Raw genomic sequence first — 24,623 nt, forward strand, 5'->3', positions numbered from 1 at the left:
AGTATGATTTTTCAATAATCAATACTGAATAAAGAGGCTTGAAAGCCGTTCAGTTTAGCAATTTCTGTATCATTCAACTTTTTCGATAACTAAGGTCACTTCCCCAACCTCAACGCCAAACTTATCAATAGCTGTGCGGTTAATCAAGCGAGATTGTGTTACCAAGTACATCCAATCATCAAAATCCACTTCTATTTCGCTATCATCCACTTCTAAAACTAGAGAATAAGTCCAATGAAACACACTGCCACTGCTTTTCCCTTGCGCTATACCCAATACATCACTGGCTGTACCCGTTAAGGTATTATCATCGTTTAGTGTAATGTGCCATACACGGCGCTGAGTTTCACCATCATCATAAACAAAGTCTTCTTCAATGGTGCCCTTATTCCCTTCCCAGTATGCATTCATCTCTACAACGAGCTTACGGGTTAACTCACCTTTAAAATCTTGTACAACGCCATACGCTTTGAGCTTGCCATTAAAAAACTGCTTAAAGTTAAATTCTGGACCTGTATCTTGGTAATGTTGCACATCGGGTGCGGCACAGCTTACCAAAAGTGTGCAAGCGAATAATAAACTAACAGCGATAAATCGTTTCATTTTTGTGCTCCAATGAGTTGTTTTCGCATCTGCGGTTCTGATGTATTCTCAGATAGCCAAATAGCTAAAAAACTGTCTGTAAAATCAGTGTCATCAATACCACCAAGCTTTTGCTCATTATGGTAAAAAACACCCTGCCCCTGTTTATCAGTAACATAAGTGAGGCTTTCGCCTTCTTTAATATCAGGCCACAGTGCCAGTAATTGTTGGTCATATTTTCCAACCAGCGAACTTTTGCCTAAATGCTGCCATTGCTCATTAGTCGCTTTGATAATATCTTTGGCAGCAAAGTCCCTTAAGTAAGTTAAAGTTAACCTAGTGGGGTGCTGACCAAACTCATAGTTACCTGATGGAGTGGCAAGCTTAGCATCATAAACATCCCAAAAATAATACTCAAAACGACTCTCGCCTACCGGTTTAAACTCAGCTGCAAAACAACAAAACGATAAAACCAGCAAAGGACTGTAAAGCAGAATAAACAGTGAATTACGCATAATCTATCCTCTTACATTACGGTGATAGTTGATTAAATATTCTGACTAGGTTGGGACTGAACGTACAGGGCCGCCTTTTTGTTGACAAAAATAACTACGTTAAACATTAGCGCCCAAGCAAAACCATAACTAAGCCAAAAAAACCAAAGTGGATTTACTATGCTAATGACTTCAAATCTGGCTCCAGCCCAGTAACTTGCAGGTGCAAAAATGGTGCACACGGCCACTGAGAGATACCACGGCAAGCGAGTTAAAAACTCCATGGAAGTATTAATAGTAAGTAGTAACGCACTCCACAGCAGTACAAACCAAACAGGGTAAGGAGCGGCTTTAAACTCAAGTAAGCCAAGTTGCACCACCATAAATTCAAAGCTAAGCGCTATGATCAAACCAATAATTAAAATTATTACATCTAATTTTCGCTGCTTAGATAAGTAAAGCATGAGCGCAATAATGCAAACTATGGCAGGTATTGCTTGGCCTTCAAGGAGCAGGGCCATAAACCATACCCCTTGAAACAGCAAAAAATTAATAACCGAGTGCAATGTCATCACTTGAATGGCTAAATCTAGGCTTACGTGCGACTAAGTGAACAGTGCTCGTCACACGAGTCCTAAAAGCCCCTTCACAGTAAGCTAAGTAAAATAGCCATAATCGATAAAAACGCTGGTCAAATTTTACTTTATCTATTTCAGGCCAGCTTGCGATAAATCGTGCACGCCAATCAGCTAAGGTCCGCGCATAATGAACACCAATGTCTTTCACACTGTGCACCACCATGTCAGACTGTTGCATAATTTGTTTGTTCATTTCGTCAATACATGGCAGGCAGCCACCAGGAAAAATATATTGCTGAATAAAATCAGAGTTTTTTAAGTAATGTTGATATCGTTGATCTGCAATAGTGATTGCTTGGATCAACATAGCACCTGTGTCTTTAAGTAGCTCATTACATTTTTTGAAAAAACTTGGTAAAAACTCGTGACCAACAGCCTCAATCATTTCAATTGATACAAGCTTGTCAAAGCGCCCTTCAAGCAAACGGTAATCTTGTTTTAACAACGTAATTTTTTCAGTTAAACCCAGCTGAATTATTTTCGCTTCAACATAAGCATGTTGTTCATCAGAAATAGTAGTAGTTGTTACATGGCAGCCATAGTGAGTCGCTGCATAAATTGCAAAAGCGCCCCACCCAGTACCGATTTCAATCACTGAATCACCTTGTTGTAAATCGACCTGCTGGCAAATTAACGCTAACTTATGATTTTGCGCTTGCTCCAATGTTGCATCTTTTGAAGGGTATACAGCACTTGAGTACAACATTTCTGTACTTAAAAAAGAGGAATATAACTCATTGCCTAAATCATAATGAGCAACAATATTTTTTTTCGATCCTTGCTCAGAATTTTTGTTTTTTAAATGATTTAACCTAAAGTGAATGTTACTGAGGAAGGCAAATTTTTTCTCAAAAGCATCAAGTTGCGCCTGGTTAATGGCAAAAATTTCGATTAGCTTGGTCAAGTCATCGCAATCCCAGTGACCTAAAATGTAAGATTCACCAGCCCCAACACTACCCGACAATGCAAATGCTTTGTACATAGCTGCATCGTTAACTGTCAGCTTAACTGCGCGCTGTTTATCTGCTTTGTTACCAAAGTGGATCACATCATTAGAGTCAATTAACGTGATCTGCCCCTCTTCAATACTATTAAACGCGCCAAATACCAGCTTTTTATATATTTTTAGAAGCCAGTTACTACTTTGGCTATTTGATAAACTGGATACTTTTTCCATTACATCACCTAACTAGTTATGGAGGAGGCTTAAGTGCCGCTTCCTGAGTGACCTATAAACGGCACTCGCTTTATAAACAACTTAAAGGCATGAATATAAATACCTTTAAAAATACTCCAAGTCATCGCTGGAAACTGCTTTAAAACAGCGCTTACATGCTGTTTATTTAACGACTGGCGTTTAAGTCTTAGTGTTGCATCAAACAACAGCTCACTTTCTTTTTTGTTTTCGATATGAATAAGTGCATGATCTTTACTAAATCGCGTAGACCAGTGGTAGTTCATATCTAAATCCATAAAAGGTGATACGGAAAAAACCTTTTTAAAGTTCACTTTCTTTTCAAGTTCAACTAAATAATAGTGACGTTCATTCCACGGGGTATTGCTTACCTCAGCAACCATGTGCGTAAAATCGCCTTTATCTGTTTGGTACACAAAAAAGTTAACAGGGCTAAAATAAATACCAAAACAACGTAGCTGCCCCAACATATAAACTCCACTGAAAGAGTCAGCTACACCAAGCTCAGCTATTTTAGTGAGTGCTCGGGTATAAATAGAATCATCGCTTAAGCTTGCGGACTTTAGATAATCTGATTGCTCAAATTTTAATGCTTTAAAACCTTTTGTACCAAGTTGAGGGTGTATATTATTTAGCAGTTCAGGGGCTGATAAATCAACCCACATCATATACAAAGGGTATTTAAATTGATGGGATTTCACCGCAAATCGACGATGCCTAACATCCCCTGTATAGATAGCGCTATTCAAATTCGACACCTAATTGGCGAGCTACATCAACAGCACTCTTAACGCCATCTTCATGAAAACCGTTATACCAATACGCCCCACAAAAATAGCTATTATTGTTACCATCTATTTGGTGTTTTTGCTGCTGAGCAGCAATAGATGCTTTGTTAAACACTGGGTGATGATAGGTAAATTCACGAAGAATTTTATCTTTATCAATGCCCTCTTTGTGGTTTAAGGTAACGCAAAACTGAGTGTCACTTTTAATACCCTGCAAAATATTCATTTGGTAAGTCACCACCGCCGCTTTATCGGTATTGTCATTCAGTAAGTAGTTCCAACTTGCCCACGCCGCTTTGCGTTTTGGTAAAATACTCGTATCAGTATGCAATATCACAGAGTTTTCAGAGTATGGTATGGCCCCTAAAATGGTCTTTTCATCATCTGATGGCGCCTGTAATAGCTTAAGGGCTTGATCGGAATGACAGGCAAAAATCACTTTATCAAACTGTTCAGATTGACCACCTTTAAAATGAATTGTAACTTTGTCATCAGCCCTTGATACCGTTTCAATATTGCTGTTTAAGCGAATTTTATCTGAAAAGCCATCAATTAAAGGGGTTATATATTCGCGCGAGCCACCAGGGATCACATACCACTGTGGTCTGTTTGTGATGTCTAATAGACCATGGTTGTAAAAAAACTTAACAAAAAACTCAACACCAACACTGCTCATCTCTTTTATGCTGGTTGACCAAATTGCAGCCCCCATAGGTAAAATATAATGATACCGAAAAAAATCATTGAAACTGTGTATATCTAATAACTGCCCAAGGGTTTGCTCTTGCTTGTAACTGTTTTCACTGTGTAACGCTTTACATAACTTATTAAAACGAACAATATCATTGAGTAACTTATAAAAACGAGGTCGTAATATATTGCGTTTTTGAGCAAAGAGACTAGCAAAAGTATGACCATTATATTCAAAACCCGTTTGTTCATTATGCACACTGAAGCTCATCTCAGTGGGTTTTCGTTCAATTCCAATGCGCTTTAATAGTTTTTCAAAATAAGGATAAGTTCGGTCATTAAATACAATAAACCCAGTATCAATGGCATAATCAATACCCTCTACATTCACATCAACCGTGGCAGTGTGCCCGCCAATATAATTGTTCTTCTCAAAAACAGTAACGTCATGGTACTTATGAAGTAAGTGAGCACAACTTAAACCCGATATGCCAGAGCCTATTATTGCTATTTTTTTCAACGGGATAATCCTTTTGCAAGTTTAAGCCAAAGCGGCAAAGGTAAAATACGTAAACATTTTAAAATAAGGGTAAAACGGTATGGAAAATGAACTTCTTTACGGCGCTTTTGTACCCCGGAGATAATGTATTCAGCGGCTTTTTGTGCGCTAACAGCCATAGGCATTGGGAAATCATTTTTATCAGTTAAAGGTGTTTTGACAAAACCAGGGTGGACCAGTGTAACGTCAACATCATTAAGGTCTACCGCTAAGCTTTTAGCTAAGTAGCTCACACCTGCTTTTGACGCGCCATAAGCCTCTGAACGAGGCAGTGGTAGATAGGTAGCACTTGAACTGACTAGAACCAATTGCCCACCGGGTTTAATTTTAGGTAGTAATGCATCTAAACAGTAACCCATTGACAGTAAATTAGTCGTGACAACGCGAGTAAATAAGCTACTGTCAAAGTTTCTTGCATCATCAACGTATTCGCAGTTTCCCGCATTGAGGATAACTCTATCAAAGTGAGGATAAGCAATTGTTGCGCTTTTTATAGCCTGTAAGTCTGTCGCATCAAATCCGCAAGCTTGGATATTGTTATGCTTTGCAAGCTCCATTAGCTTTTGTGTGTTTCGCCCACAAGCAATAACGGTATCACCTAAATCTGCGTACTTCGTAGCTAACTGTTCGCCTATACCTGAAGTGGCACCTGTAATTAAAGTAATCATACGCCAGTTGCTCGCTTATCTATAAGTTTAATGACAGATCCAACGACGGGAATGTGCCGGTAAAGTAACTCTCCTACATCAAAATAATCTTGATGAGTGATTATTTTATCGCCGTTAAAAATAAGGTGACTGTGGCCATTAACGTCAATTTTCTTATGCGATGCCAGCTTAGGATGACGATAACTCATAACCCAATACACAAATGCATTATCACCACTGCAATGAGACGATTTGATGTCAAACTGACACTCGGTAACATTACTGTATAAGTCAGCAAAGTATTCATGCAATTGACTTAGCCCAGAAACCTTATGAAGTGGATCTGAAAAAACAATATCATGATGATAAATATCAGCTAACAAATGCAAAGTGTGTTTATTTAACTGCTGGTAAATATTGACGAACGTTTCAACTTTGGCAGTGCTCATCTTAATCCTTGTTATACCTTAAATGCATCGAGTGCTCTTTCTCGTGCTGCTTTGTGATCAACAATTGCTGGCCAATACACAGCATCGCACCCAATACTTGCTAAATATTTATGCGGAAAATGTATCTGTTTGTCAGGTACATTTTTTAGCTCTGGTATATACTTACGGATAAATTCCCCATTTGGATCAAAGCGCTCACTTTGAGTGATAGGGTTAAAAATTCTAAAATATGGCTGCGCATCACAACCTGTGCTTGCCGCCCATTGCCAACCCCCATTATTGGAAGCTAAATCACCATCTATTAAGTGCTCCATAAAAAAGCGTTCACCTTTTCGCCAATCAATTAGTAGGTGTTTAGTTAAAAAGCTAGCGACAACCATGCGTAAGCGATTATGCATCCAGCCGGTTTCTTTTAATTGGCGCATTGCAGCATCCACCAGCGGATAACCTGTCTTTCCTTCACACCACGCATTAAACTCAGGCTCATTTTCACGCCATTGCACGCTGTCGTATTTTTGATTAAAGTTTTGGTATTTATTTAATTGAGGAAAAGCAACTAACAAGTGACGATAAAATTCTCGCCATACCAGTTCATTAACCCAAGTAAACAGGTTACTTTTAGCACTGGTTAACACATCAACATGTTGTTGCTGCACCATGGCTACCAGTTGGTACGTGCTGACAATACCCAACGCTAAATAAGGGCTTAATCCTGACGTTCCCTTTATAGCTGGGAAATCTCGTGACTCTTTATAACTGATTAATTTGTCGTCAATAAAACGTTGAATAACATGGCTTAGAGACTCATCATCAATGGGCCATTTATGCGAGCTATTATCAGTTTTGAGTAGTTCAGGTTCAATCCATTCAATTTCAGAAAAGGTGTCTGGCATTGCTTTAAAATGAAAATGACTATCTTGATGTTGCTTTAACCACTCGTTTTTAAACGGGGTAAATACTTTATACATTTCACCTGATTTTGTCGTAACAGTACCAGGAGGAGCAATAAGATCACCATCGTATAAATAAACTGAACAACCTTGTTTATCCGCCATTAATAAAAATTGCGTATCGCGTTGCTGTTCGTTTATTTCATACTCTTTATTAGCAAATATTTTTTTTACCTGATTAGCAGCACAGAACTCTATCAATTGCTCTACACAGCTTTGGTAGTCACCGCTTTGCAAAACATGCAATTTGATGCCATGTTTTGCAAGTAAATTACCTAAATAAACGAGACGGCGCTTGAGTAAATCAATTTGTAGAGCAGCCACGCCATGCTTTTGCCACTGCACTGGCGTAATATAAAACACAGCGTGTTTAGCGCCTTGCTCAATTGCATCATATAAAGCAAAGTTGTTAAAAAGGCGCAAATCGCGCCTAAACCAAAAAATTGTATCCATTATTAAATGCCGTACCGTAATTTAAGCTCATTGGGATATGGGTTAAAAAACACCTGCTTATCAAGATACTCATTCGGGTGTACTTTTAGATGGTGCTTAACTAATGTGAGTGGTACATATAATGGCACCAGCCCTTCTCTGTACTCATCAATCGCATCGCGAAGTTCTTGTTTTTCAACCTTAGAAAGCACTTTTTTAAAGTACCCCTGTAAGTGCATTAATGTATTACTATTATTTTTTCGTGATGCAGGCTTTTTAAGCGCTGTCATCAAACCTAAAATGTAGTCGTCAGCCAGTTGATCAAAGTCATCGCCCTCATACGTCCCCAATAAGTTACCGAGATCTTTATAGGCTTGATAGTTATGTGCCATCAAAAGATACTTATATTGCGCATGAAATTGCGTTAAGCGGTGAACACTAATTGGTTGCTCTCGAAGTTGCTGCCAATTTTTGTATGCGTAAACCCGCATAACAAAATTCTCACGCAGATGCATGTCGTTTAAACGGCCGTTTTCTTCACACGGTAAGAGTGGATTATGTGCCATTATTTGCTCTGCAAAAAAACCAACTCCCTCAGAGGTATTACCCGTTCCCGCCTCATTGTAGATTTTTATGCGTTCCATGCCACAGCTTGGGCTTTTAGCACAAAACACAAAACCACTCAGCTCTGAGGATTGTTCAGTAGCAACTTTTTTACCATACTCGGTTAACTGCGGCCCAACATCACCACTGCCATCAGGGCGACAAACTTTAATGGTATCACCTACTCTCACTTGTCTAATGGTAGGCCTTGGTATAGGCAGACCAACGGCAACTTCTGGGCAAAAACGTTTGTATTCAACATGCTTACCTAATTCATCCATACAGAAGTTTGATTTTTTATGTCCACTATCAAAGCGTACCTTTTCACCAGCAAGGCAAGCACTAATGCCAATTTTTATTGTAGATTGCTGCATAAACACTCCTAGTAGATAAAGTTACCAATTGGGTTTAATAGTTTACTCAACCCTTTATTAAAGTGTAGTGCACTACTTACAACTGTGTAGCATAAACAACCATTTTTCGTAATTGGAGTGTGATCATGACGACCATCTAACCACATGAAATCACCAGCGACATAGTCGCCCGTCTCATCACTGAACTCACCGTCCAATAGCAAAGTTAGTTCAAAACCTGTATGCGTATGTTCTGGGATCTCGCCACCTGCAGCAATATGAAATAGGCTTGATCTTAATGGACCATCTTCGAGTGCTATACGCGAACGAGATAATTTACCCATTTGCATAAATTTGCTATGAGCGATACGTGAAAGTGCCCGAGGTAACTGATAATTTTGCTTATTAATAGTTACTTGCTTTGGTTTCACGTCGTACACATCGTCAACACTTTCATCCATCATGATGGCTTCGAGCATTAGTGAGCTATTTTCAATTTCATCATCTTGTTCAAAATGAGTATCAGGTTGAGTGAAAATTGCCTTAGCATTTTTTGCTTCAATTGCGGCGACTTTCGCTTTACAGCATGGGCACATATCAACGTGTATTGCCACAGCAACATTTAAACTGGCAGGTAATGCTGCACTTGCATATTGTGCAAGTAAAGCGTCTGACGGATGGTGTTTAATCATGGCTGTCTCCCATCTCATTGCGGAGTTTTTGAAGTGCTAAACGTAATCTTGATTTTACAGTGCCAACGGGAATACCGAGTTGATCTGCAAGCTGCTCTTGCGACATATCTTGAAAATACACACCACGTACCACATCTCTTTGCGCCTGTGGCAGATTTTCTAGGTATTGTTTAATTTGTTTGTCTTCTAAGTGGTCGCTGAATTCATAGTTTTCGCTTTCATTTTGCTCAATTAAAGGCCAAATATCTTCACTGATACACTCTTCTTTGGTACTTTTCATTTTTCTGAGCATATCAAAAGATGCATTACGCATTACTGTATAGATCCAAGTAGTGGCAGCGCCTTTGTCATTGTTGTATAAGTGAGCCTTGCGCCATACTGATGTTAGAGTTTCTTGTACAAGCTCCATAGCTTGAGCTTCAGAATTAAATTGCTTAATACCGAAGCGTTTAATTTTTGGCGAAAAATATGAGAACAAGTAAGCAAACGCTTTTTTGTCTCTGTGTGTTGCAACTGCAAATAGAGCTTCTGCTAGCTCTTTACTTGGTGTTTGTGCCATGGCAGTGAAGTTACCTGTGTCAGGTGTACAACGTGTTGAGTGTTGTTGACTTACCATTGTTAGTTCCCCTTTGTATTCACTACAAAACAATACGCAGCAAAAAACCTAAGGGATCACTTTATTCAGTAAGTTCGTTATTAATGACAGTATGGAGGAAATTTTGGATATTGGCAAAGCTAGAGCTAAATGCAAGCTGTTGTTTTTTATCGTGTGAGATAGGTAGAAGTTCAAGCCAACGTGCAGTCACCCAAGATAAATTATCAAAATCAGTTTTCTTGTATAAGCCAGAAATATCAGTATCCTGATTAAAAACATGCTCAAGAGATGCCTTCAGGTAATCATCTTTTGCAGATACCTGCTGTGGTTGATATAGCCATTGTGGAAGCTTTACAGTATTGGCCTCACCATAACGTAATTGATTTTTGTCTTGCATGACATTGGTAAGTTTAACTAAAGATTGAGCAACAATATCAATCAATAATTGTCCGCTTTCGTCTTTATCAAAATCAACTATTTTCACTAAACAACCATGCTCTGGTACATTTAAATAGGCGTCTTGATCATAATGGCAAAGTACAAAGCTTGAATCTGTTTTAAAAGAGTCTTTAACCATATCAAGGTAGCGCGTCTCAAAAATTCTCAAACGCGTATAGCCCTGCGGTAAAATGAACACCGGTAATGGAAAGATTGCACGTATCATATTGCCCTACTTCTTTAATAAACTATGCATTACGTTACGTGCACCGCAGTGTATAAGATCAACATCAAAACATGTTTTAGTCAATTAGCCTATATTCAACCATTGCCCAACATTACGCAATAGTTCAAAAGATGCATACGCACTTAATAAACTTAATACAGGCGCAATCATTAAAACAAATAATCCTAGCTCACTGCTCATCGTCTTATTCCTCATTACTTGCTGTGTTAGCAACTACAAATTGATTATCATCCTCAGTTACAGAATCTGCTGTAAACTGCTCAGTTTGCTGTTGTAATAATTCATTGAGTGTATTTTGTGAATCAGTGAATAAAGACTGTTTTAGTTTTACTTTTAATTCGTTACTTGAACTTTCAATGTAACTTGCAATGCTATTAGAAAGTGTTTGTGTTAGGTCAAACTGACCGTCATTTGCACTTACTTGTGTAGAGCCAACAACCAAAAGCGCTGCAACCGATAATTTGATAAAGCTTTTCATAATGGTATTCCTTATTGATTTATTAAGTTAGTCGCTATTACTTAATCAAAGGTTGTGCCAAGTGAAAAATAAAAATTAACTCATTGAAAATTAAGGCTTATAATTTATTAACTTTAAGCAAACGTTCATCGCGTGGTTATTTTAACCAGTGTGTTTGGTTAAAATAACTAAAAAGTAGTCACGCTTATTGCATTGATAATTTCAGCGTACACTTGTACACTGAAAACACTTTATTTAGTTTATGAGTTTTTTATGAGCGCTGTACCGGCATATTCTCAAAAAGAAGAAATGTTAAATGCCCTTTCACATGGAGCTGGAGTCATTTTTTCAATTTATGTTTTGTGGGATTTATTAACAAAATCACAAAGCTCAGCACATATTACCAGTGCTTTAATTTATGGAGCTAGCTTATTTTTATTGTTTTTGGCATCCACACTTTACCACAGTAGTGTAAGTACACGGGCACGATCTTTTTACAAAAAATGTGACCACTGTGCAATATATATACTCATAGCAGGTACCTATACTCCCTTTCTAATTCTCTCACTGAGCGGCATGTGGTCGGTGCTAACATTATTATTCATATGGTCATTAGCCATAGGCGGGCTATGCTATAAGCTCTTAGTTAAAAATCAAAATAAGCGCGTATCGTTAGCCACGTATTTATTAATGGGTTGGTTTGCTGTGGCGATTGTTTACCCACTTTATTTAAATGTCGATGTAAATGCGCTGTGGTGGTTATTAAGTGGTGGTCTGTTTTATAGTTTAGGTACTATTTTTTACAGTGCGAAAGAACGTCAATTTAGCCATGCTATCTGGCATGTTTTTGTAATTTTGGGGTGTGTTTGCCACTATGTTTCCATTACTAACTATATATTTTAATCTTACTCCCACCGGTAAATACGCATATTCACTTTACCGTTTTTAAAAACTACTCCCTCACTTTGTAATAACTGAAATTGGTTGATGTATTGGAGCGAACCAGGTGCAAAAGAGATTTTCCCTTGGCTATTAATAACACGATGCCAAGGGATACTTGAGTCTTTAGGCATTAGCTTTAATAGTCTTCCCACTAATCGAGCATTGCTTGGAAGGCCTGCCATTGCTGCGACTTGACCATAACTTGCCACACAACCTAGGGGGATATTGGCCATCACCGTGTAAATTTTATCTTCTTTAGATACTTCATTTTCAGTCATTTAAAAATTGCTCACTTGCTTGCTTAAAACCCTGCCAAATGGCACGAGCCACCGGGCCATGATGAATCGAGTGTTGTCTAAATACTCTAATTTGTGCACTAAACGTATGCTCTCTATCAAATACTTCTACCTGATGTAACAAGCCTGATTCTATCTCAGCTTGGCAATGCGCTAGACTTATCATCGCCCACCCTGCACCTGATACTAAAAATGACTTCAAGGTTGCAATATCGTCTATTTTCATGATTGCTGAGCCTTTAGAGTATGATAACCGATCCGAATCAAAACTCATTTCACTCTCAAACATCGCCAAACACGGATAATGTTGCAGCTGCTCATAGTTAACCTGTTTCGGCACTAAATTGCTGGCGCATACAATACCAATATCGAGCTTACCAATAGGCAAACTTTCTAAGTCACCTGTTGCGTGAAATAAATCAAACCATGGACCAATCCCTAAATCAGCTTGCGCTTTATTGACTTGCTCCAAGGATGCAAAGCGTTTGCCGCTACTTACGCTAAACTCTGTACTTTGATAACGCATAAAAGCATCACAAATAATATCGTTATAATACGGTGCATGACATAACTGCTCGTAACAAATCTTAAAATTAGCTTCGTTCCCTAAAGCCAATTCATTGGCCAACTGAGTTAAATGAGATTGTGCACTGAGTAACTGTGCTGCTTCTCGATGAAATAACTTCCCTTTTTCAGTGAGTGTTAACCGGTACTGGTTACGATCTAGCAATTGGAAACCGAGTTCCGCCTCTAGCTTTTTTATTGCTAGTGTTAGAGCTGGCTGTGACTTATGCAGTTCACTTGCCGCCTTTGATAAACTTTGGGTACGCGAGATAGCATCAAGCATTTTTAATTGAACAAGGTTCATAGAACACCAAATTTAAATTTCATAACTTTTATTTATGATCTTTTTAAAATTTAATAATTTTTATTTTATATGTTTGCGGCGTATGCTGCACCTAATTTATGTTTTCATAGCCACGGAGAAGACCATGAAACTCTCGCCAGTTTTAATAATATCGGCATTTTTGCTGAGTTTAGTCGCTTGTAAAGAATCAAATACCGATACCCCTGTCGAACAACCCGTTCGCCCAGTTAAGTTATTTAAAATTGACGCTAATTCAGACGAAACTATTCGCAGTTTTCCTGCTGAGGTTGTGGCAAATCAGGGCTCGTACTTAGCGTTTAGAGTCAATGGTGAGTTACTTGAATTTCCAGCACTTGCTGGTCAACATGTTGAAAAAGGTGATCTACTTGCCAAGCTAGATCCTGAAGACTTTGAGTTACAATATGATGAACGAAAAGCACGCTTTGAGCTGGCGCAATCACAGTTAGAGCGGGTTGAAAAATTATTCAAAAAATCGATTACCAGTCAATCTGAACTAGACCAAGCGTTGGCTAATAAACAAGTGGCTGAGTCTGCGTTAAAAATTGCAAAAACTAATTTAGATAACAGTGAACTACGGGCTCCTTTTAGTGGCACTGTGGCAAAAGTATTTGTTAAAAACTATGAAAACATTCAAGCAAAACAAAATATTTTACGCCTTGAAACCCGTGACTTAATGGATGTAATAATCCAAGTACCAGAAAAACTTATCGCCCGTATCGATAAAGACGCAGAATATCAACCAACTGTTGTTTTTGATGGTTACCCAGATAAGTCATACACACTCACAATTAAAGAATTTGATACCCAGGCAGATCCTGCCACGCTCACATACAAAGTGGTTTTTTCATTACCCGTACCTGAAGACTTTAATCTACTGGCTGGTATGACGGGCCGTGTAGATATTGATTTGAGCAAAATCACCCATTCTCAATCGCGTTATACTCTATTACCTGTGGAAGCGGTTTTCTCTGAGCCTACAGAATCTGCCAATAGCAGCTACGTTTGGCTCTATGACAAAGCCACAGGTAAGGTAACCAAACAAGCCGTTAAAGTTGGACAACTGCATCGCAGTGGCATTGAAGTGCTTACAGGCATTGAAAAAGGTCAAACAGTCGTAGCTGCCGGCGTACATTACCTTGAAGAAGGAATGCAAGTTCGTCCTTGGCAAAAAGAGCGAGGCTTATAAAATGAGTTTTGCTGAAGTTGCTATAAAACACAAAGTAGTTAGTTGGATGTTTGCATTGCTACTACTTATTGGTGGTGCGGTGTCGTATTTAGGGCTTGGCCAGCTTGAAGACCCCGAATTTACCTTAAAAAAAGCCATGGTGATCACTCTCTACCCTGGCGCTTCACCACAACAAGTTGAAGAAGAAGTCACTTTTCCAATTGAAAACGCTATTCAACAACTACCCTATGTAGATTATGTAACCAGCATTTCATCACCTGGCAAATCACAAATATCTGTGGAGATGAAAAGCACTTATCGCAAACAAGACTTACGTCAAATTTGGGATGAGCTCAGACGCAAAATAAATGATAACGCATCATCACTGCCAACTGGTGTCTACCCAAGCACAGTTTTAGATGATTTTGGTGATGTGTATGGTGTCATGTATGCAGTCACTGGTGATGGCTATTCTTATGATGAATTAAAAGACTATGTAGATTTTTTAAAGCGTGAACTAGTACTCGTTAAAGGCGTAAGTAAAGTGACCGTTAGCGGTGAACAGCAAGCGCAAGTAATGGTAGAAATATCAACACGAAAACTTGCTCAGCTTGGTATTGCTCCCAATAGAATTTATCAATTATTACAGTCACAAAATACCGTATCAAACGCAGGTAAAGTGCGCGTGGGTGATGAGTCTATCCGCTTGCACCCCACTGGCGAATTTAACGATGTGACAGAGCTTGAAAATTTACTTATTTCAAAACCAGGCGCAAACGAATTAATCTACTTAGGCGATGTGGCAACGGTATACCGTGAATACGCTGAAGTACCACGTAATGTCATGCGTTTTAATCAGCAACAAGCCTTATTAGTTGGTGTTTCCTTTAGTACCGGTGTCAACGTGGTGGATGTAGGCGATAACATTAAAGCGCATTTAGCATCACTAGAATACCAGCGCCCCCATGGTATGGAAATTAACACGGTTTATAACCAGCCTGTTGAAGTAGAAAAATCTGTAAGCGGGTTCATTATCAGTTTATTAGAAGCTGTTGCAATTGTAATCATTGTGTTGCTGGTATTTATGGGCTTTAAAAGTGGTGTCTTGATTGGAATAATCTTATTATTGACCGTACTCGGCACCTTTATTTTTATGAAGCTGTTCGCTATTGATTTACAGCGTATTTCACTTGGCGCCTTGATCATCGCATTAGGGATGCTGGTCGATAACGCTATCGTTGTCACCGAAGGTATATTAATTAACTTAAAGCGCGGACAAACCAAAGTTAAAGCTGCGGCTAATATTGTGCAGCAAACAAAATGGCCTTTACTCGGCGCAACAGTTATTGCTATCACCGCTTTTGCACCTATAGGCTTAAGCTCTGATGCCAGTGGTGAATTTGCTGGCAGCTTATTTTGGGTATTACTCATTTCATTGCTGTTAAGCTGGATCACAGCAATCACACTGACCCCATTCTTTGCTGATTTAATGTTTAAACAATCTGAGGTTAAAGAACAAAGCCATGATGAAGACCCTTACCAAGGCTTCATTTTTAATATTTATAAAAGCCTTTTAGGCAATGCTATGCGCTTTCGTAAAACGACCTTGCTATTGATGGTGGTGTTGCTTGTAAGCTCAGTATTTGGTTTTAAATTTATTAAACAAGCATTCTTTCCGGCATCAAACACCCCTATGTTCTATGTAGATTACTGGCATACACAAGGTGCAGATATTCATGCTACGATGGATGGTGTAGCAAAACTTGAAGCCTTTTTACAAAAAGATGAGCTAGTAGAAGAAGTCACCTCAACAATAGGCCAAGGCGCGCCACGCTTTATGCTGACTTACGCACCAGAAAAATCATACCCAGCCTACGGTCAATTGATTATACGGGTTAAAGACCGTGAAGCCGTCGCCACCATGATTGCCAAAGTTCGTGACTATGAGTACAGCCATGTTTTTGATGCCAAGCTTAAAATAAAACGGATGGAAATTGGCCCATCGACCGACGCTAAAATAGAGGCCCGTTTTTCTGGTGCTGATCCTGTGGTACTGCGAAAGCTCGCAAAAGAAGCCAAAGAAGTACTCAGCCAAGATGCCGGTGCGTTTAATATTCGTGATGATTGGCGCGAGCGTTCAAAATTAATTCGCCCTCAGTTAAACGAGCAAAAAGCACGCCGTTTAGGGATTGCTAAAACAGACTTAGATCAACTGTTGTTAACAAGTTTGTCAGGCAAAAAAGTCGGCGTTTATAAAGACGGTACTCAGCAATTACCGATCATTGCCCGCTCCCCAGCAGAAGAACGTTTGAACGTTGAAAGCCTGCGTGACTTACAAATATACAGCCCTGTACTTGGCGTATTTGTGCCCGTCACCCAAGTGGTTGATGAGTTTGTGGTCGAGTGGGAAGACAGCCTAATAATGCGTCGCGACCGAAAACGCACCATCACAGTCATGGCCGACCACGATGTCATTGGCGATGAAACGCCTGCTAAACTGTTTGCTCGTGTGAGGGGGGGTATTGAAGCAATAAAACTCCCTCATGGCTATGAGCTTCAATGGGGCGGCGAGTATGAATCCTCAACTAAAGCACAAAAAGCCATATTTGGTTCACTACCTCTGGGTTACCTTGCCATGTTTGCAGTGACCGTGTTGCTATTTAACTCTGTTAAAAAGCCACTAGTGATTTGGGCCACCGTACCACTTGCCATAATTGGTGTAAGCGCAGGTTTATTATTGATGAATGCAGCATTTAGTTTTATGGCCTTGCTTGGCTTACTGAGCTTAAGCGGCATGCTGATCAAAAACGGCATTGTGTTAGTCGATCAAATAAACCTTGAACTCAGCGAAGGGAAAGCCCCCTACCAAGCCGTATTTGATTCCGGAGTAAGCCGTGTCCGCCCTGTGGCAATGGCTGCTATCACCACAATTCTAGGTATGATCCCACTGTTATTTGATGTGTTCTTCCAGTCAATGGCGGTCACCATCATGTTTGGCTTAGGTTTTGCTACCATACTAACTCTAATAGTAGTGCCGGTGCTTTATACCATGGTGTTTAGAATTGAAGTGCCTAAGAACAGCTAACAAAAAAAGGCCAAGTAATTTACATTACTTGGCCTTGTTCAAAGCTTAACTACCTGGTGAGTTCTAGCTACTTTTTTAAACTCAGTGTGCCTGTTCTGCGTTTTGCTGTTAAACGAGGTTTATTAAAAGACTTATTGGCTTTAGCTGGTTGTTGTGATTTTGCTTTTTCAACATGCTTTTGAAAGTCGCGTTTTTTAACTTCGGCTGTGCCCTGTTTGTTTTCATCAATAGAGCGTTCTTCTGTTTTACCAGAACCTGCAATTGAGTCATTAATTAACGCCATTTCATGTTCAGTTAAATGGCGCCATTGGCCTACTTTTAATCCTTTTAGGGTCACGTTCATAATACGCGTGCGCTTTAGTGTGACCACTTCATAGCCTAGGTATTCACACATTCTACGTATTTGTCGGTTTAAGCCTTGGGTCAAAATAATAGTGAACTCTTTAGCGCCTGTTTGAGTCACTTTACATTTTTTTGTGACTGTATCAAGAATTGGGATGCCACCACCCATCTTATTAACAAACTGACGATTTAATGGCTTATCGACAGTGACAACGTATTCTTTTTCATGATTATTACCAGCACGAAGGATTTTATTAACGATATCGCCTTCGTTGGTTAAAAAGATAAGCCCTTCGGATGGACGGTCAAGTCGACCAATAGGGAAAATACGATCAGGGTAATTAACCGCTTTGACAATATTACTTTGAATTTTACGCTCGGTAGTACAGGTAATACCCACCGGTTTGTTGTAGGCAATGTACGCGCGCTTAGGCACTTTTTTAAGTGGTTTACCGTCAACTAACACATCGTCAGTGGCCGCAACTTTTACACCCATTTCAGGGCGTTTACCATTGACAGTTACACGACCATCTTCAATATACTTATCAGCTTCACGTCGAGAACAAAAACCAGTGTCACTTATATATTTATTTAATCGTTTTAAATCTGTCATGGCCAATTCGTCTTAATTTTAAAGGCCCATATTGTAAACCAGCGCTAAAGTTTTTGCGCGGTTAATTTACGTTTTGTAAGGTATCTTTACTTAATTGGGTAACATTAAATCGATACTCGCTTTGTTTAGTTTCTAAGAGTGACAGTTGCTTGAAGTCTAAAAATGACCAATCAGTAATATCAATTAAATAATCATACTGATTAATGTTATCTTGCGTGATGACTGCTAAATCTATTTCTATTTTAGTATTATTTTGCCAAAACGAATGCCCGTTATGGTGATCCACCAAGGTAGTTAGCGCCCAGCCGCCCATTAAATAATGCCCACCAACACTGGCCGTCAGTTTTTTTTGTTTGATCAGCAACAAATTATCCCTTAACCAATCAAATCCACCAATTAAAAAAGGCTGCGTTTTGTCTTTAATTGCAGTAAAAGCGCCTAAGGCCATCAAATCAGACGCTGTCCAAATAACATTCATGGTGGGATATCTTTGGATTAATTTTTCAGTTTTGGTCATGGCTTCTAACTTTGACCAACTCGCGTAAACTGTTTGATTTAATTCTAAATTATGCTGAGTTAAATATTCGATTAGCCCTGCACTACGGCGATCTGACTCTGAGCCATAATGACCATTGATAGCCACTACTTGAGGTGTTAAATTTTGCTCTTTCGCTTTTAGTATTAGCGCTTCGGCTAATAGCTTACCCGCGTTAAAATTATCGTGATAAATTTCACCTAACCAATTTTTATAAATTTGTTGTGGCTGACCTATCGCTTCTCTTTCTTGTGCAACAATTGTTTGCTCTAAAGTGATAAATTTAACGCCAAAGCCTTCAAGTAGTTTCATAGATTGCTCAGCGCCACCGGGGTAGTTTAGCAGCACAACATAGTCAGGTGTTGCTCGGTATTTTAAATATTTTTTAAGCTCTGCCAATTGGATGTAACGATTCCCTTCGCCATAAATAACATCAAGGTTTACATGTTGCTGCGCTGCTGAAACCTCCATGATTTTTTGTACTTTTGTCCAAAAAGGTTCCCCTTCAACAGACGGGTTCACAAATAAAACAGATATGGCCCCAACTGCACCAGTATTAAAGCTAAAAAACAACACCAAAATAACAAATAATTGTTTCATTATATGACCTAAAAAATATGCTTAGTCTTAGCATAGCCGAGAAAGGTTAACTTGACAGTTTTCGCCATAATATTTCAAGCGGCCCATGTTTAAAAAAGTGGCTATACAGCTGACAAAGCAAAAATTGTAAAATTGCTATAAAGGTTACAAGTAAAAAGTAATCGATACGATTAAATATTAAAATCCAACTTGGGTAGAGCACTTTGAACAAGATTAGGAGAACAAGGGTTTGCATAATATAAACTGAGAGTGCTAAACGTCCAATACATTGAAAGCTTGAATAGAATAAACTTCCCTCAGACCATTTTTTAACGACTACATGGATAAATAATAAAGCAACAAATAGCGCAGCAAACAAATTAATGGGTTCCTTTAATGCGACAGCGAGATGAGATGATTGATATTCTAAAATAACCCTTAGTGCTGTAAAAAATAATGCTGCAACAATAGTATGTTTAACATATGGCTTGGGTATTCCTTTTACAAACAACGATTTTTTGTAAGCAAAAATACCAACAAGCATTAAACTCGCGCTCATCCACATAGTAATAAGTGGTACTGCAATAATCATTATAAAAAATGCTATACCATTGGCGCTCATTAACGCCCCCATGCTCGCATAAGTGTTCTGATAGCTTTGCATAAACTCAATATCAGCTCGCGTCACAATATAGCTAGGTTCGATTAGTAACAATAAAAATGAGACTGCAGCCCCAATAACGAGAAACTGCATCGCTCTTTTTACAATCACTCTATCTTTTTGATCGAGGTATTTACATGTCAACCAGCCAGCACATGCATAAATAAATAAGATATCCCCTGCCCATAATATAAAACCATGAAACAAGCCAAAATAAGCTAAGATTTTAAGGCGTTTTTGCAGTACCTGTAAATTTTGATAACGCTGCCATTGTATATATAAAGCTGCGCCAAACAATAAAGAAAATAAGCTACGGAACCGGCCATCTATAAAGATGAGACTAACAATCTGTAAAATATGATCCGAGACTGGTGGGAGCTCAGTTGACACATAACCGTATTCAAAAAGCCCAAAAAAGTAGGCATTCATGTACATTAAGCCAAGTACAGCTACGCCACGAATGACATCCATGTTGTTATTTCGCATTATCTTGTCATTAATCGTATTTATGAGTATTTGACCAGTCTAGCGCATTTTCGTATAGCTTAGGTAACCCATCACTTGAAATGTTAAGAAAAACAACTGCTTTTTCAAGCGCCCACCAACTCCCCGTTTCATAGGCTTTAACAGTTGCTAAAATATAATAAAGCATGTTTTTTTCTGCCATTAAAGCCAGTTTAATTGGTTCGGGAAACGGTAGTTTTTCTAGCAGCTGCTCCATTGGCCTGTCTAGAATTGCATCCAGTAATGAAAATAACCCGGTAAGAAAAGCACTATTAGACTGACTCGGCGCAACCTTTTGTGCTAGCAACTCACAAAATCGCGCCCTAATAATACACATTTTAACCAGCTCTGTTGGCTTTGATTGCGGCACATGAGCAGTAATAATAAGGCTAACAAACTTACGAATATGATCTTGCCCCAAGTAAACTAATGCCTGCTTAATCGATTCTATTTCTTTTTGTACTGGGAAAACACCACTGTTAATTAATCTTAGTAATTTAAATGCCAAGGCTGTATCGAGCTGAAACAGCGCTGCTAAAGTATTGATATTTGGATGCTCTTTCATTGCTTGAGCGTAAATAGATAAAGCCAGCGCATAGTTCATATCAATGTCTTTTTGCTCTACTACCACGGGTTTTGCAAAAAAATAGCCTTGAAAATAGTCAAACCCCATGAAATGAGCGAGTGCAAACTCTTCACCGGTCTCTATTTTTTCGGCTAATAATCGAATATTTTTATATTTTTTTAAATGCTTGATGACACAGCTAATTTCTTCGAGCGGGGTAATACGAATATCAAACTTGATTAATTTTACAAATTTGAGGAAACGGTCCCATCTCGGTTCATAAATAAAATCATCAAGTGCTAAGGTATATTTTTTATGGAACAACGCACGGCATAATTGATAGTTTTCTTCTGTGGGTTCTATGGTTTCAAGTAGCTCTAAAACAACATCACTGCTTGGTAAAAACGAACAGAGATCCATTTTTAATGAGTCTGGCCCAATGTTGATTAGGGCCTTTTTACCTGACGTGATATGGCGAGTGCCAAAATTAAGTTGATTCTCCATAATCAGCTTTGCAGTAGCGACACTCTCATCGATATTAGGAAAGAAGTTATCGGTACTATTACGAAACAACAACTCATACGCAACTACATGTTGGCGGCGATTGAATATTGCTTGACGCGCAACAAATACTTGCACTAGCGTGGCCCTTATATACGACTTTTTGATATATAAGTAATAACTCAAAAATAGCAAAAAGTCATTACCCAACTAATTAATAGCAAAACATTATAACTAGTTATGTTTAAAAAAATAGTACTTTTATTTATTATTGGTACAAGTTGCTAATATATTTTTTTGCAGCACTATGCCAAGTAAAGCGCGACTCAAGGGCATTTTTCACTATTTTCTGCCATAATTGAGGATTATGTCGATGGGTTTCAAGCGTCTCGTTAAAGCAGTTTACCAGCTGACGGCTTTGAGTTTGCAGGTTATCAGCAGTAAAGCAAAAACCATTTTCTAAATGTTTTACAGTATCCTTTAGACCACCCACTTGATGTACTAAACAGGGTTGACCATCACGCATAGCTAACATCTGGCTTATTCCACACGGCTCAAACGAGCTTGGCATTAAGAATAAATCACCGAGCTGATAAAGTAACTCGCCTATTTTTTGCCCATACCCTTTCAAGTACAATAAATTACTATTGCGCGCCATAGCCTGTGTAAACGTTTGTTCAAGTAACTCATCACCTGAACCCAGAATAATCATTCGCCCTTGATAAGAAGCAAGTTGTGAGCATAGTTTATCAATCACCATGTCACCCTGAAATGCTTGACACAAGAGTAAAACTTTTTGTTCTGTTAAACGTCCTACGCTGGTGATCAACGGGCCATGATTTTCATTGTGTATAAACTGTAATAAACGTTGGTGAGCTATGTAATAACCAGACTCTAGTTGTTGATTTTTAGCCATCCACTTAAATAGCTCAACTTCGATCTCATTGTACAAATCAACTAAAGCGGTTTCATTACTGTGATTATTAGCAGTGTAATCACAACCATTTAAAATACCCACCAGCTTATTCGCTGCTTCGGCATTTTGTAAATCTAGCTCTAATCCTTCACCACCAAAAAAGCCATTTTGGGGATCGCTTGAGCAAAGTACTTCATTTGCATAAGTGGGGGATACTAAATGTACTTTATCGGCAAGATTAATCGCACTGCGCATTGGGTTAAAACAATGTGGGTAACGTGGATCACATAAAGCTTGACCATCATAACCAAGCCAGGGATACCAAGCTTCTAAGCTAGATTCATCATCTTTAAAAGGTCGTATTCCTTGCAGTGCCAAATTATGTACGGTGTAGACAAGCTTTGTATTTGCATATTGCCCAAAACGACTATCAAATTTGAGCAGCACAGCTACACATGCACTGTGCCAGTCATGTAGATGAATCACATCAGGAGCAGGTAATATACCTTCTAATAGCCCCTCACACACTGCGGCACTAAACAAGGCAAACTTAATTGCATCTGTGGCAAAAGGACGCCCTGGTGCATCATTACAATATACTTGCCCATTGTGTTGACTAAAATAATGATGAGACAACACTATTTGCCGAGCAGCTTCATCTATTTTAATTTGCCATGCATCGACATGATGGATTTGGCCTGCAAAAGGAACACTTAGCTGCCCCAAATGAATACGATCTAACGTGTCAAAACCATAATCAGGTATCACTACGTCAACCTTTAGCCCTGCTTTACAAAGCGCCTTTGGGCAATCACGTATTACATCTGCAACACCGCCAACCTTGGCATTTGGGAGTGTGTCATTTTCGGCCGCAACCATCAGTACATGCATTATTATTTTACTTCCTACTACTTAAGCTAATTGTTTATTTTCGCGTTCTTGGCGGTCAATTTTTTTTGCCTGTTCAGTTAACATGTCTCGTGTTACTAAAACAATGCCCTTCTTAGAGACTCTAAACCCATTTTCTTCATCGGCCTTTTTATCAAAGCCAATCTCTACCCCTGCTGGAATTTCACAGCCTCGATCAATTATGGCACGACGAATTCGACAGTTTCGCTGAATAATCGCGCCCGGCAAAATAACCGACTCCTCAATTTCACAGTATGAGCGTATATGTACATTAGAAAATAGCAATGACTTACGCACAACAGAGCCTGAGATAATACACCCACCCGATACAGTTGAATCTACTGCCATGCCACGCCTATCGTCATTATCAAAAATGAATTTAGCAGGTGGTAATTGCTCTTGATAAGTCCAAATTGGCCAAGTGGGATCATATAAATCTAGCTGCGGCTCTGGCATAACCAGTTCCATATTCGCTTCCCAAAATGAGTCAAGTGTACCCACGTCTCGCCAATAAGGCTGACCTTCATGGCCTGGATCTCTAAATGGGAAAGCAAATACATTATGCTCTTCGATAATGGCTGGAATGATATCATGGCCAAAGTCACGCCCGGACCCTTCGTTCTCAGCATCTTTTTTAAGTTGTTCAAACAAAAAATCGGTATTAAAAACATAGTTACCCATAGAGGCTAAACAGGTGCCAGACTTTCCTGGAATTGAGCTTGGTTCAGATGGTTTTTCATCAAAGCGTTTTACTCGCTTTTGCTCATCAACGGTCATAACACCAAACGTATCAGCGGCTTCTTCACAGTCAACTTCAATACAACACACGGTCATATCGGCACCTGTTTCAACATGCTTTGCAAGTAAAGCACCATAATCCATTCGATACACATGATCCCCTGACAAAATCATCACATATTTAGGTAGCTCATGACGAATAATATCCATATTTTGAAACACAGCATCTGCTGTACCACAGTACCATTCATCGCCGTATCGTTGTGATGCAGGTAAAATTTCTACCGATTCACCCAATTCTTTTTTAAAGTGACCCCACGCACGATTAACATGACGTATCAAAGAGTGAGACTTATATTGTGTGGCAATACCAACTCGACGAATACCAGAGTTAATACAATTTGACAGTGGAAAATCGATAATTCGATGTTTCCCCCCAAAATACACCGCAGGCTTCGCTCGCCAGTTTGTTAACTCATGCAACCGAGAGCCACGCCCTCCAGCCAGAATTAACGCGTAGGTTTCTCTCGTTAAACTACTTATGTAGCGATTTGCATAACTTGGCATAATTTAT

Annotated in this window: 25 protein-coding genes; 3 read left to right on the top strand and 22 right to left on the bottom strand. The window is 39.1% G+C overall.

Translation table 11 applies throughout. The annotated features are described in order from the left end of the window. Positions 1-69 precede the first annotated feature (69 nt). The 14 genes from B5G52_RS04610 to B5G52_RS04675 all read right to left on the bottom strand — a co-directional run bounded on the left by B5G52_RS04610 (position 70) and on the right by B5G52_RS04675 (position 10,830). Positions 70-603 carry a DUF3833 domain-containing protein gene (locus B5G52_RS04610; RefSeq protein WP_087531528.1) on the bottom strand — a complete coding sequence of 178 codons (534 nt, stop codon included), beginning with the start codon at positions 601-603 and terminating at the stop codon, positions 70-72. Beyond that, entirely contained in the window at positions 600-1,097 is a 498-nt protein-coding gene (locus B5G52_RS04615) for a chalcone isomerase family protein (protein ID WP_087531529.1), read from the bottom strand. Before B5G52_RS04615 ends, B5G52_RS04610 begins: the two co-directional genes overlap by 4 nt. Positions 1,098-1,129: 32 nt before the next feature. Further along, the gene (locus B5G52_RS04620) at positions 1,130-1,648 is read right to left on the bottom strand and encodes a DUF2878 domain-containing protein (protein ID WP_087531530.1); all 519 of its coding nucleotides are present in this window, start codon (positions 1,646-1,648) and stop codon (positions 1,130-1,132) included. Then, positions 1,626-2,891, bottom strand: coding sequence for a cyclopropane-fatty-acyl-phospholipid synthase family protein (locus B5G52_RS04625; protein ID WP_087531531.1), 1,266 nt, complete (start codon positions 2,889-2,891; stop codon positions 1,626-1,628). Before B5G52_RS04625 ends, B5G52_RS04620 begins: the two co-directional genes overlap by 23 nt. 29 nt (positions 2,892-2,920) lie before the next feature. Next, positions 2,921-3,658: a DUF1365 domain-containing protein gene (locus B5G52_RS04630; protein ID WP_087531532.1), complete on the bottom strand. Its 738-nt coding sequence runs from the start codon at positions 3,656-3,658 to the stop codon at positions 2,921-2,923. Next, entirely contained in the window at positions 3,651-4,907 is a 1,257-nt protein-coding gene (locus tag B5G52_RS04635) for an NAD(P)/FAD-dependent oxidoreductase (RefSeq protein WP_087531533.1), read from the bottom strand. Before B5G52_RS04635 ends, B5G52_RS04630 begins: the two co-directional genes overlap by 8 nt. Then, positions 4,904-5,614, bottom strand: a complete 711-nt coding sequence (locus B5G52_RS04640; RefSeq protein WP_087531534.1) for an SDR family NAD(P)-dependent oxidoreductase — start codon at positions 5,612-5,614, stop codon at positions 4,904-4,906. The genes B5G52_RS04635 and B5G52_RS04640 overlap by 4 nt, the downstream gene beginning before the upstream one ends. Next, a complete protein-coding gene (locus B5G52_RS04645) occupies positions 5,611-6,042 on the bottom strand; it encodes a nuclear transport factor 2 family protein (RefSeq protein ID WP_087531535.1) in 432 nt (143 codons plus the stop codon). Before B5G52_RS04645 ends, B5G52_RS04640 begins: the two co-directional genes overlap by 4 nt. Positions 6,043-6,053: 11 nt before the next feature. Continuing rightward, positions 6,054-7,445, bottom strand: a complete 1,392-nt coding sequence (phrB, locus tag B5G52_RS04650; RefSeq protein ID WP_087531536.1) for a deoxyribodipyrimidine photo-lyase — start codon at positions 7,443-7,445, stop codon at positions 6,054-6,056. Between the two features lie 2 nt (positions 7,446-7,447). Further along, a complete protein-coding gene (locus B5G52_RS04655; protein ID WP_087531537.1) occupies positions 7,448-8,401 on the bottom strand; it encodes a DUF523 and DUF1722 domain-containing protein in 954 nt (317 codons plus the stop codon). Between the two features lie 8 nt (positions 8,402-8,409). Beyond that, positions 8,410-9,072 carry a ChrR family anti-sigma-E factor gene (locus B5G52_RS04660; RefSeq protein ID WP_087531538.1) on the bottom strand — a complete coding sequence of 221 codons (663 nt, stop codon included), beginning with the start codon at positions 9,070-9,072 and terminating at the stop codon, positions 8,410-8,412. Beyond that, positions 9,065-9,688, bottom strand: a complete 624-nt coding sequence (locus B5G52_RS04665) for a sigma-70 family RNA polymerase sigma factor (RefSeq protein WP_087531539.1) — start codon at positions 9,686-9,688, stop codon at positions 9,065-9,067. The genes B5G52_RS04660 and B5G52_RS04665 overlap by 8 nt, the downstream gene beginning before the upstream one ends. A gap of 61 nt (positions 9,689-9,749) precedes the next feature. After that, positions 9,750-10,331 (bottom strand): LON peptidase substrate-binding domain-containing protein, encoded by a 582-nt coding sequence (locus tag B5G52_RS04670; RefSeq protein ID WP_087531540.1) that lies wholly within the window; start codon positions 10,329-10,331, stop codon positions 9,750-9,752. Positions 10,332-10,536: 205 nt separating this feature from the next. Further along, complete coding sequence (locus B5G52_RS04675; RefSeq protein ID WP_087531541.1) at positions 10,537-10,830, bottom strand: hypothetical protein; 294 nt, start codon at positions 10,828-10,830, stop codon at positions 10,537-10,539. A 252-nt stretch (positions 10,831-11,082) separates the two neighbouring features. Here B5G52_RS04675 and B5G52_RS04680 point away from each other — a divergent pair, with 252 nt between their 5' ends. Then, on the top strand, positions 11,083-11,712 hold the full coding sequence (locus B5G52_RS04680) for a hemolysin III family protein (RefSeq protein WP_087531542.1): 630 nt from the start codon (positions 11,083-11,085) through the stop codon (positions 11,710-11,712). A 2-nt stretch (positions 11,713-11,714) separates the two neighbouring features. Here the strand turns inward: B5G52_RS04680 and B5G52_RS04685 are convergent, their stop codons facing one another. Then, complete coding sequence (locus B5G52_RS04685; protein WP_087531543.1) at positions 11,715-12,029, bottom strand: MGMT family protein; 315 nt, start codon at positions 12,027-12,029, stop codon at positions 11,715-11,717. Continuing rightward, complete coding sequence (locus B5G52_RS04690; protein WP_087531544.1) at positions 12,022-12,915, bottom strand: LysR family transcriptional regulator; 894 nt, start codon at positions 12,913-12,915, stop codon at positions 12,022-12,024. The genes B5G52_RS04685 and B5G52_RS04690 overlap by 8 nt, the downstream gene beginning before the upstream one ends. A 124-nt stretch (positions 12,916-13,039) precedes the next feature. Between B5G52_RS04690 and B5G52_RS04695 the strand changes: the two genes are divergently transcribed. Together B5G52_RS04695 and B5G52_RS04700 are read left to right on the top strand one after the other, a co-directional pair. Then, the gene (locus tag B5G52_RS04695) at positions 13,040-14,122 is read left to right on the top strand and encodes an efflux RND transporter periplasmic adaptor subunit (RefSeq protein ID WP_087531545.1); all 1,083 of its coding nucleotides are present in this window, start codon (positions 13,040-13,042) and stop codon (positions 14,120-14,122) included. A gap of 1 nt (position 14,123) precedes the next feature. After that, on the top strand, positions 14,124-17,186 hold the full coding sequence (locus tag B5G52_RS04700; protein ID WP_087531546.1) for an efflux RND transporter permease subunit: 3,063 nt from the start codon (positions 14,124-14,126) through the stop codon (positions 17,184-17,186). A 67-nt stretch (positions 17,187-17,253) separates the two neighbouring features. Here the strand turns inward: B5G52_RS04700 and rluF are convergent, their stop codons facing one another. The 6 genes from rluF to glgC all read right to left on the bottom strand — a co-directional run bounded on the left by rluF (position 17,254) and on the right by glgC (position 24,616). Further along, positions 17,254-18,141 (bottom strand): 23S rRNA pseudouridine(2604) synthase RluF, encoded by an 888-nt coding sequence (gene rluF / locus B5G52_RS04705; RefSeq protein ID WP_087531547.1) that lies wholly within the window; start codon positions 18,139-18,141, stop codon positions 17,254-17,256. A gap of 61 nt (positions 18,142-18,202) precedes the next feature. Further along, entirely contained in the window at positions 18,203-19,276 is a 1,074-nt protein-coding gene (locus B5G52_RS04710) for an ABC transporter substrate-binding protein (protein WP_087531548.1), read from the bottom strand. Between the two features lie 46 nt (positions 19,277-19,322). Further along, positions 19,323-20,402, bottom strand: a complete 1,080-nt coding sequence (locus tag B5G52_RS04715) for a DUF418 domain-containing protein (protein ID WP_087531549.1) — start codon at positions 20,400-20,402, stop codon at positions 19,323-19,325. A 10-nt stretch (positions 20,403-20,412) separates the two neighbouring features. Next, positions 20,413-21,624 carry an EAL and HDOD domain-containing protein gene (locus B5G52_RS04720; protein WP_087531550.1) on the bottom strand — a complete coding sequence of 404 codons (1,212 nt, stop codon included), beginning with the start codon at positions 21,622-21,624 and terminating at the stop codon, positions 20,413-20,415. A gap of 130 nt (positions 21,625-21,754) precedes the next feature. Continuing rightward, the gene (locus B5G52_RS04725; protein WP_087531551.1) at positions 21,755-23,293 is read right to left on the bottom strand and encodes a glycogen synthase; all 1,539 of its coding nucleotides are present in this window, start codon (positions 23,291-23,293) and stop codon (positions 21,755-21,757) included. A 21-nt stretch (positions 23,294-23,314) separates the two neighbouring features. After that, on the bottom strand, positions 23,315-24,616 hold the full coding sequence (gene glgC, locus B5G52_RS04730; protein ID WP_087531552.1) for a glucose-1-phosphate adenylyltransferase: 1,302 nt from the start codon (positions 24,614-24,616) through the stop codon (positions 23,315-23,317). Between the last annotated feature and the right edge of the window lie 7 nt (positions 24,617-24,623).

Source organism: Pseudoalteromonas sp. A601 (assembly GCF_002165575.1).
In the GTDB taxonomy this organism is placed as follows: domain Bacteria; phylum Pseudomonadota; class Gammaproteobacteria; order Enterobacterales; family Alteromonadaceae; genus Pseudoalteromonas.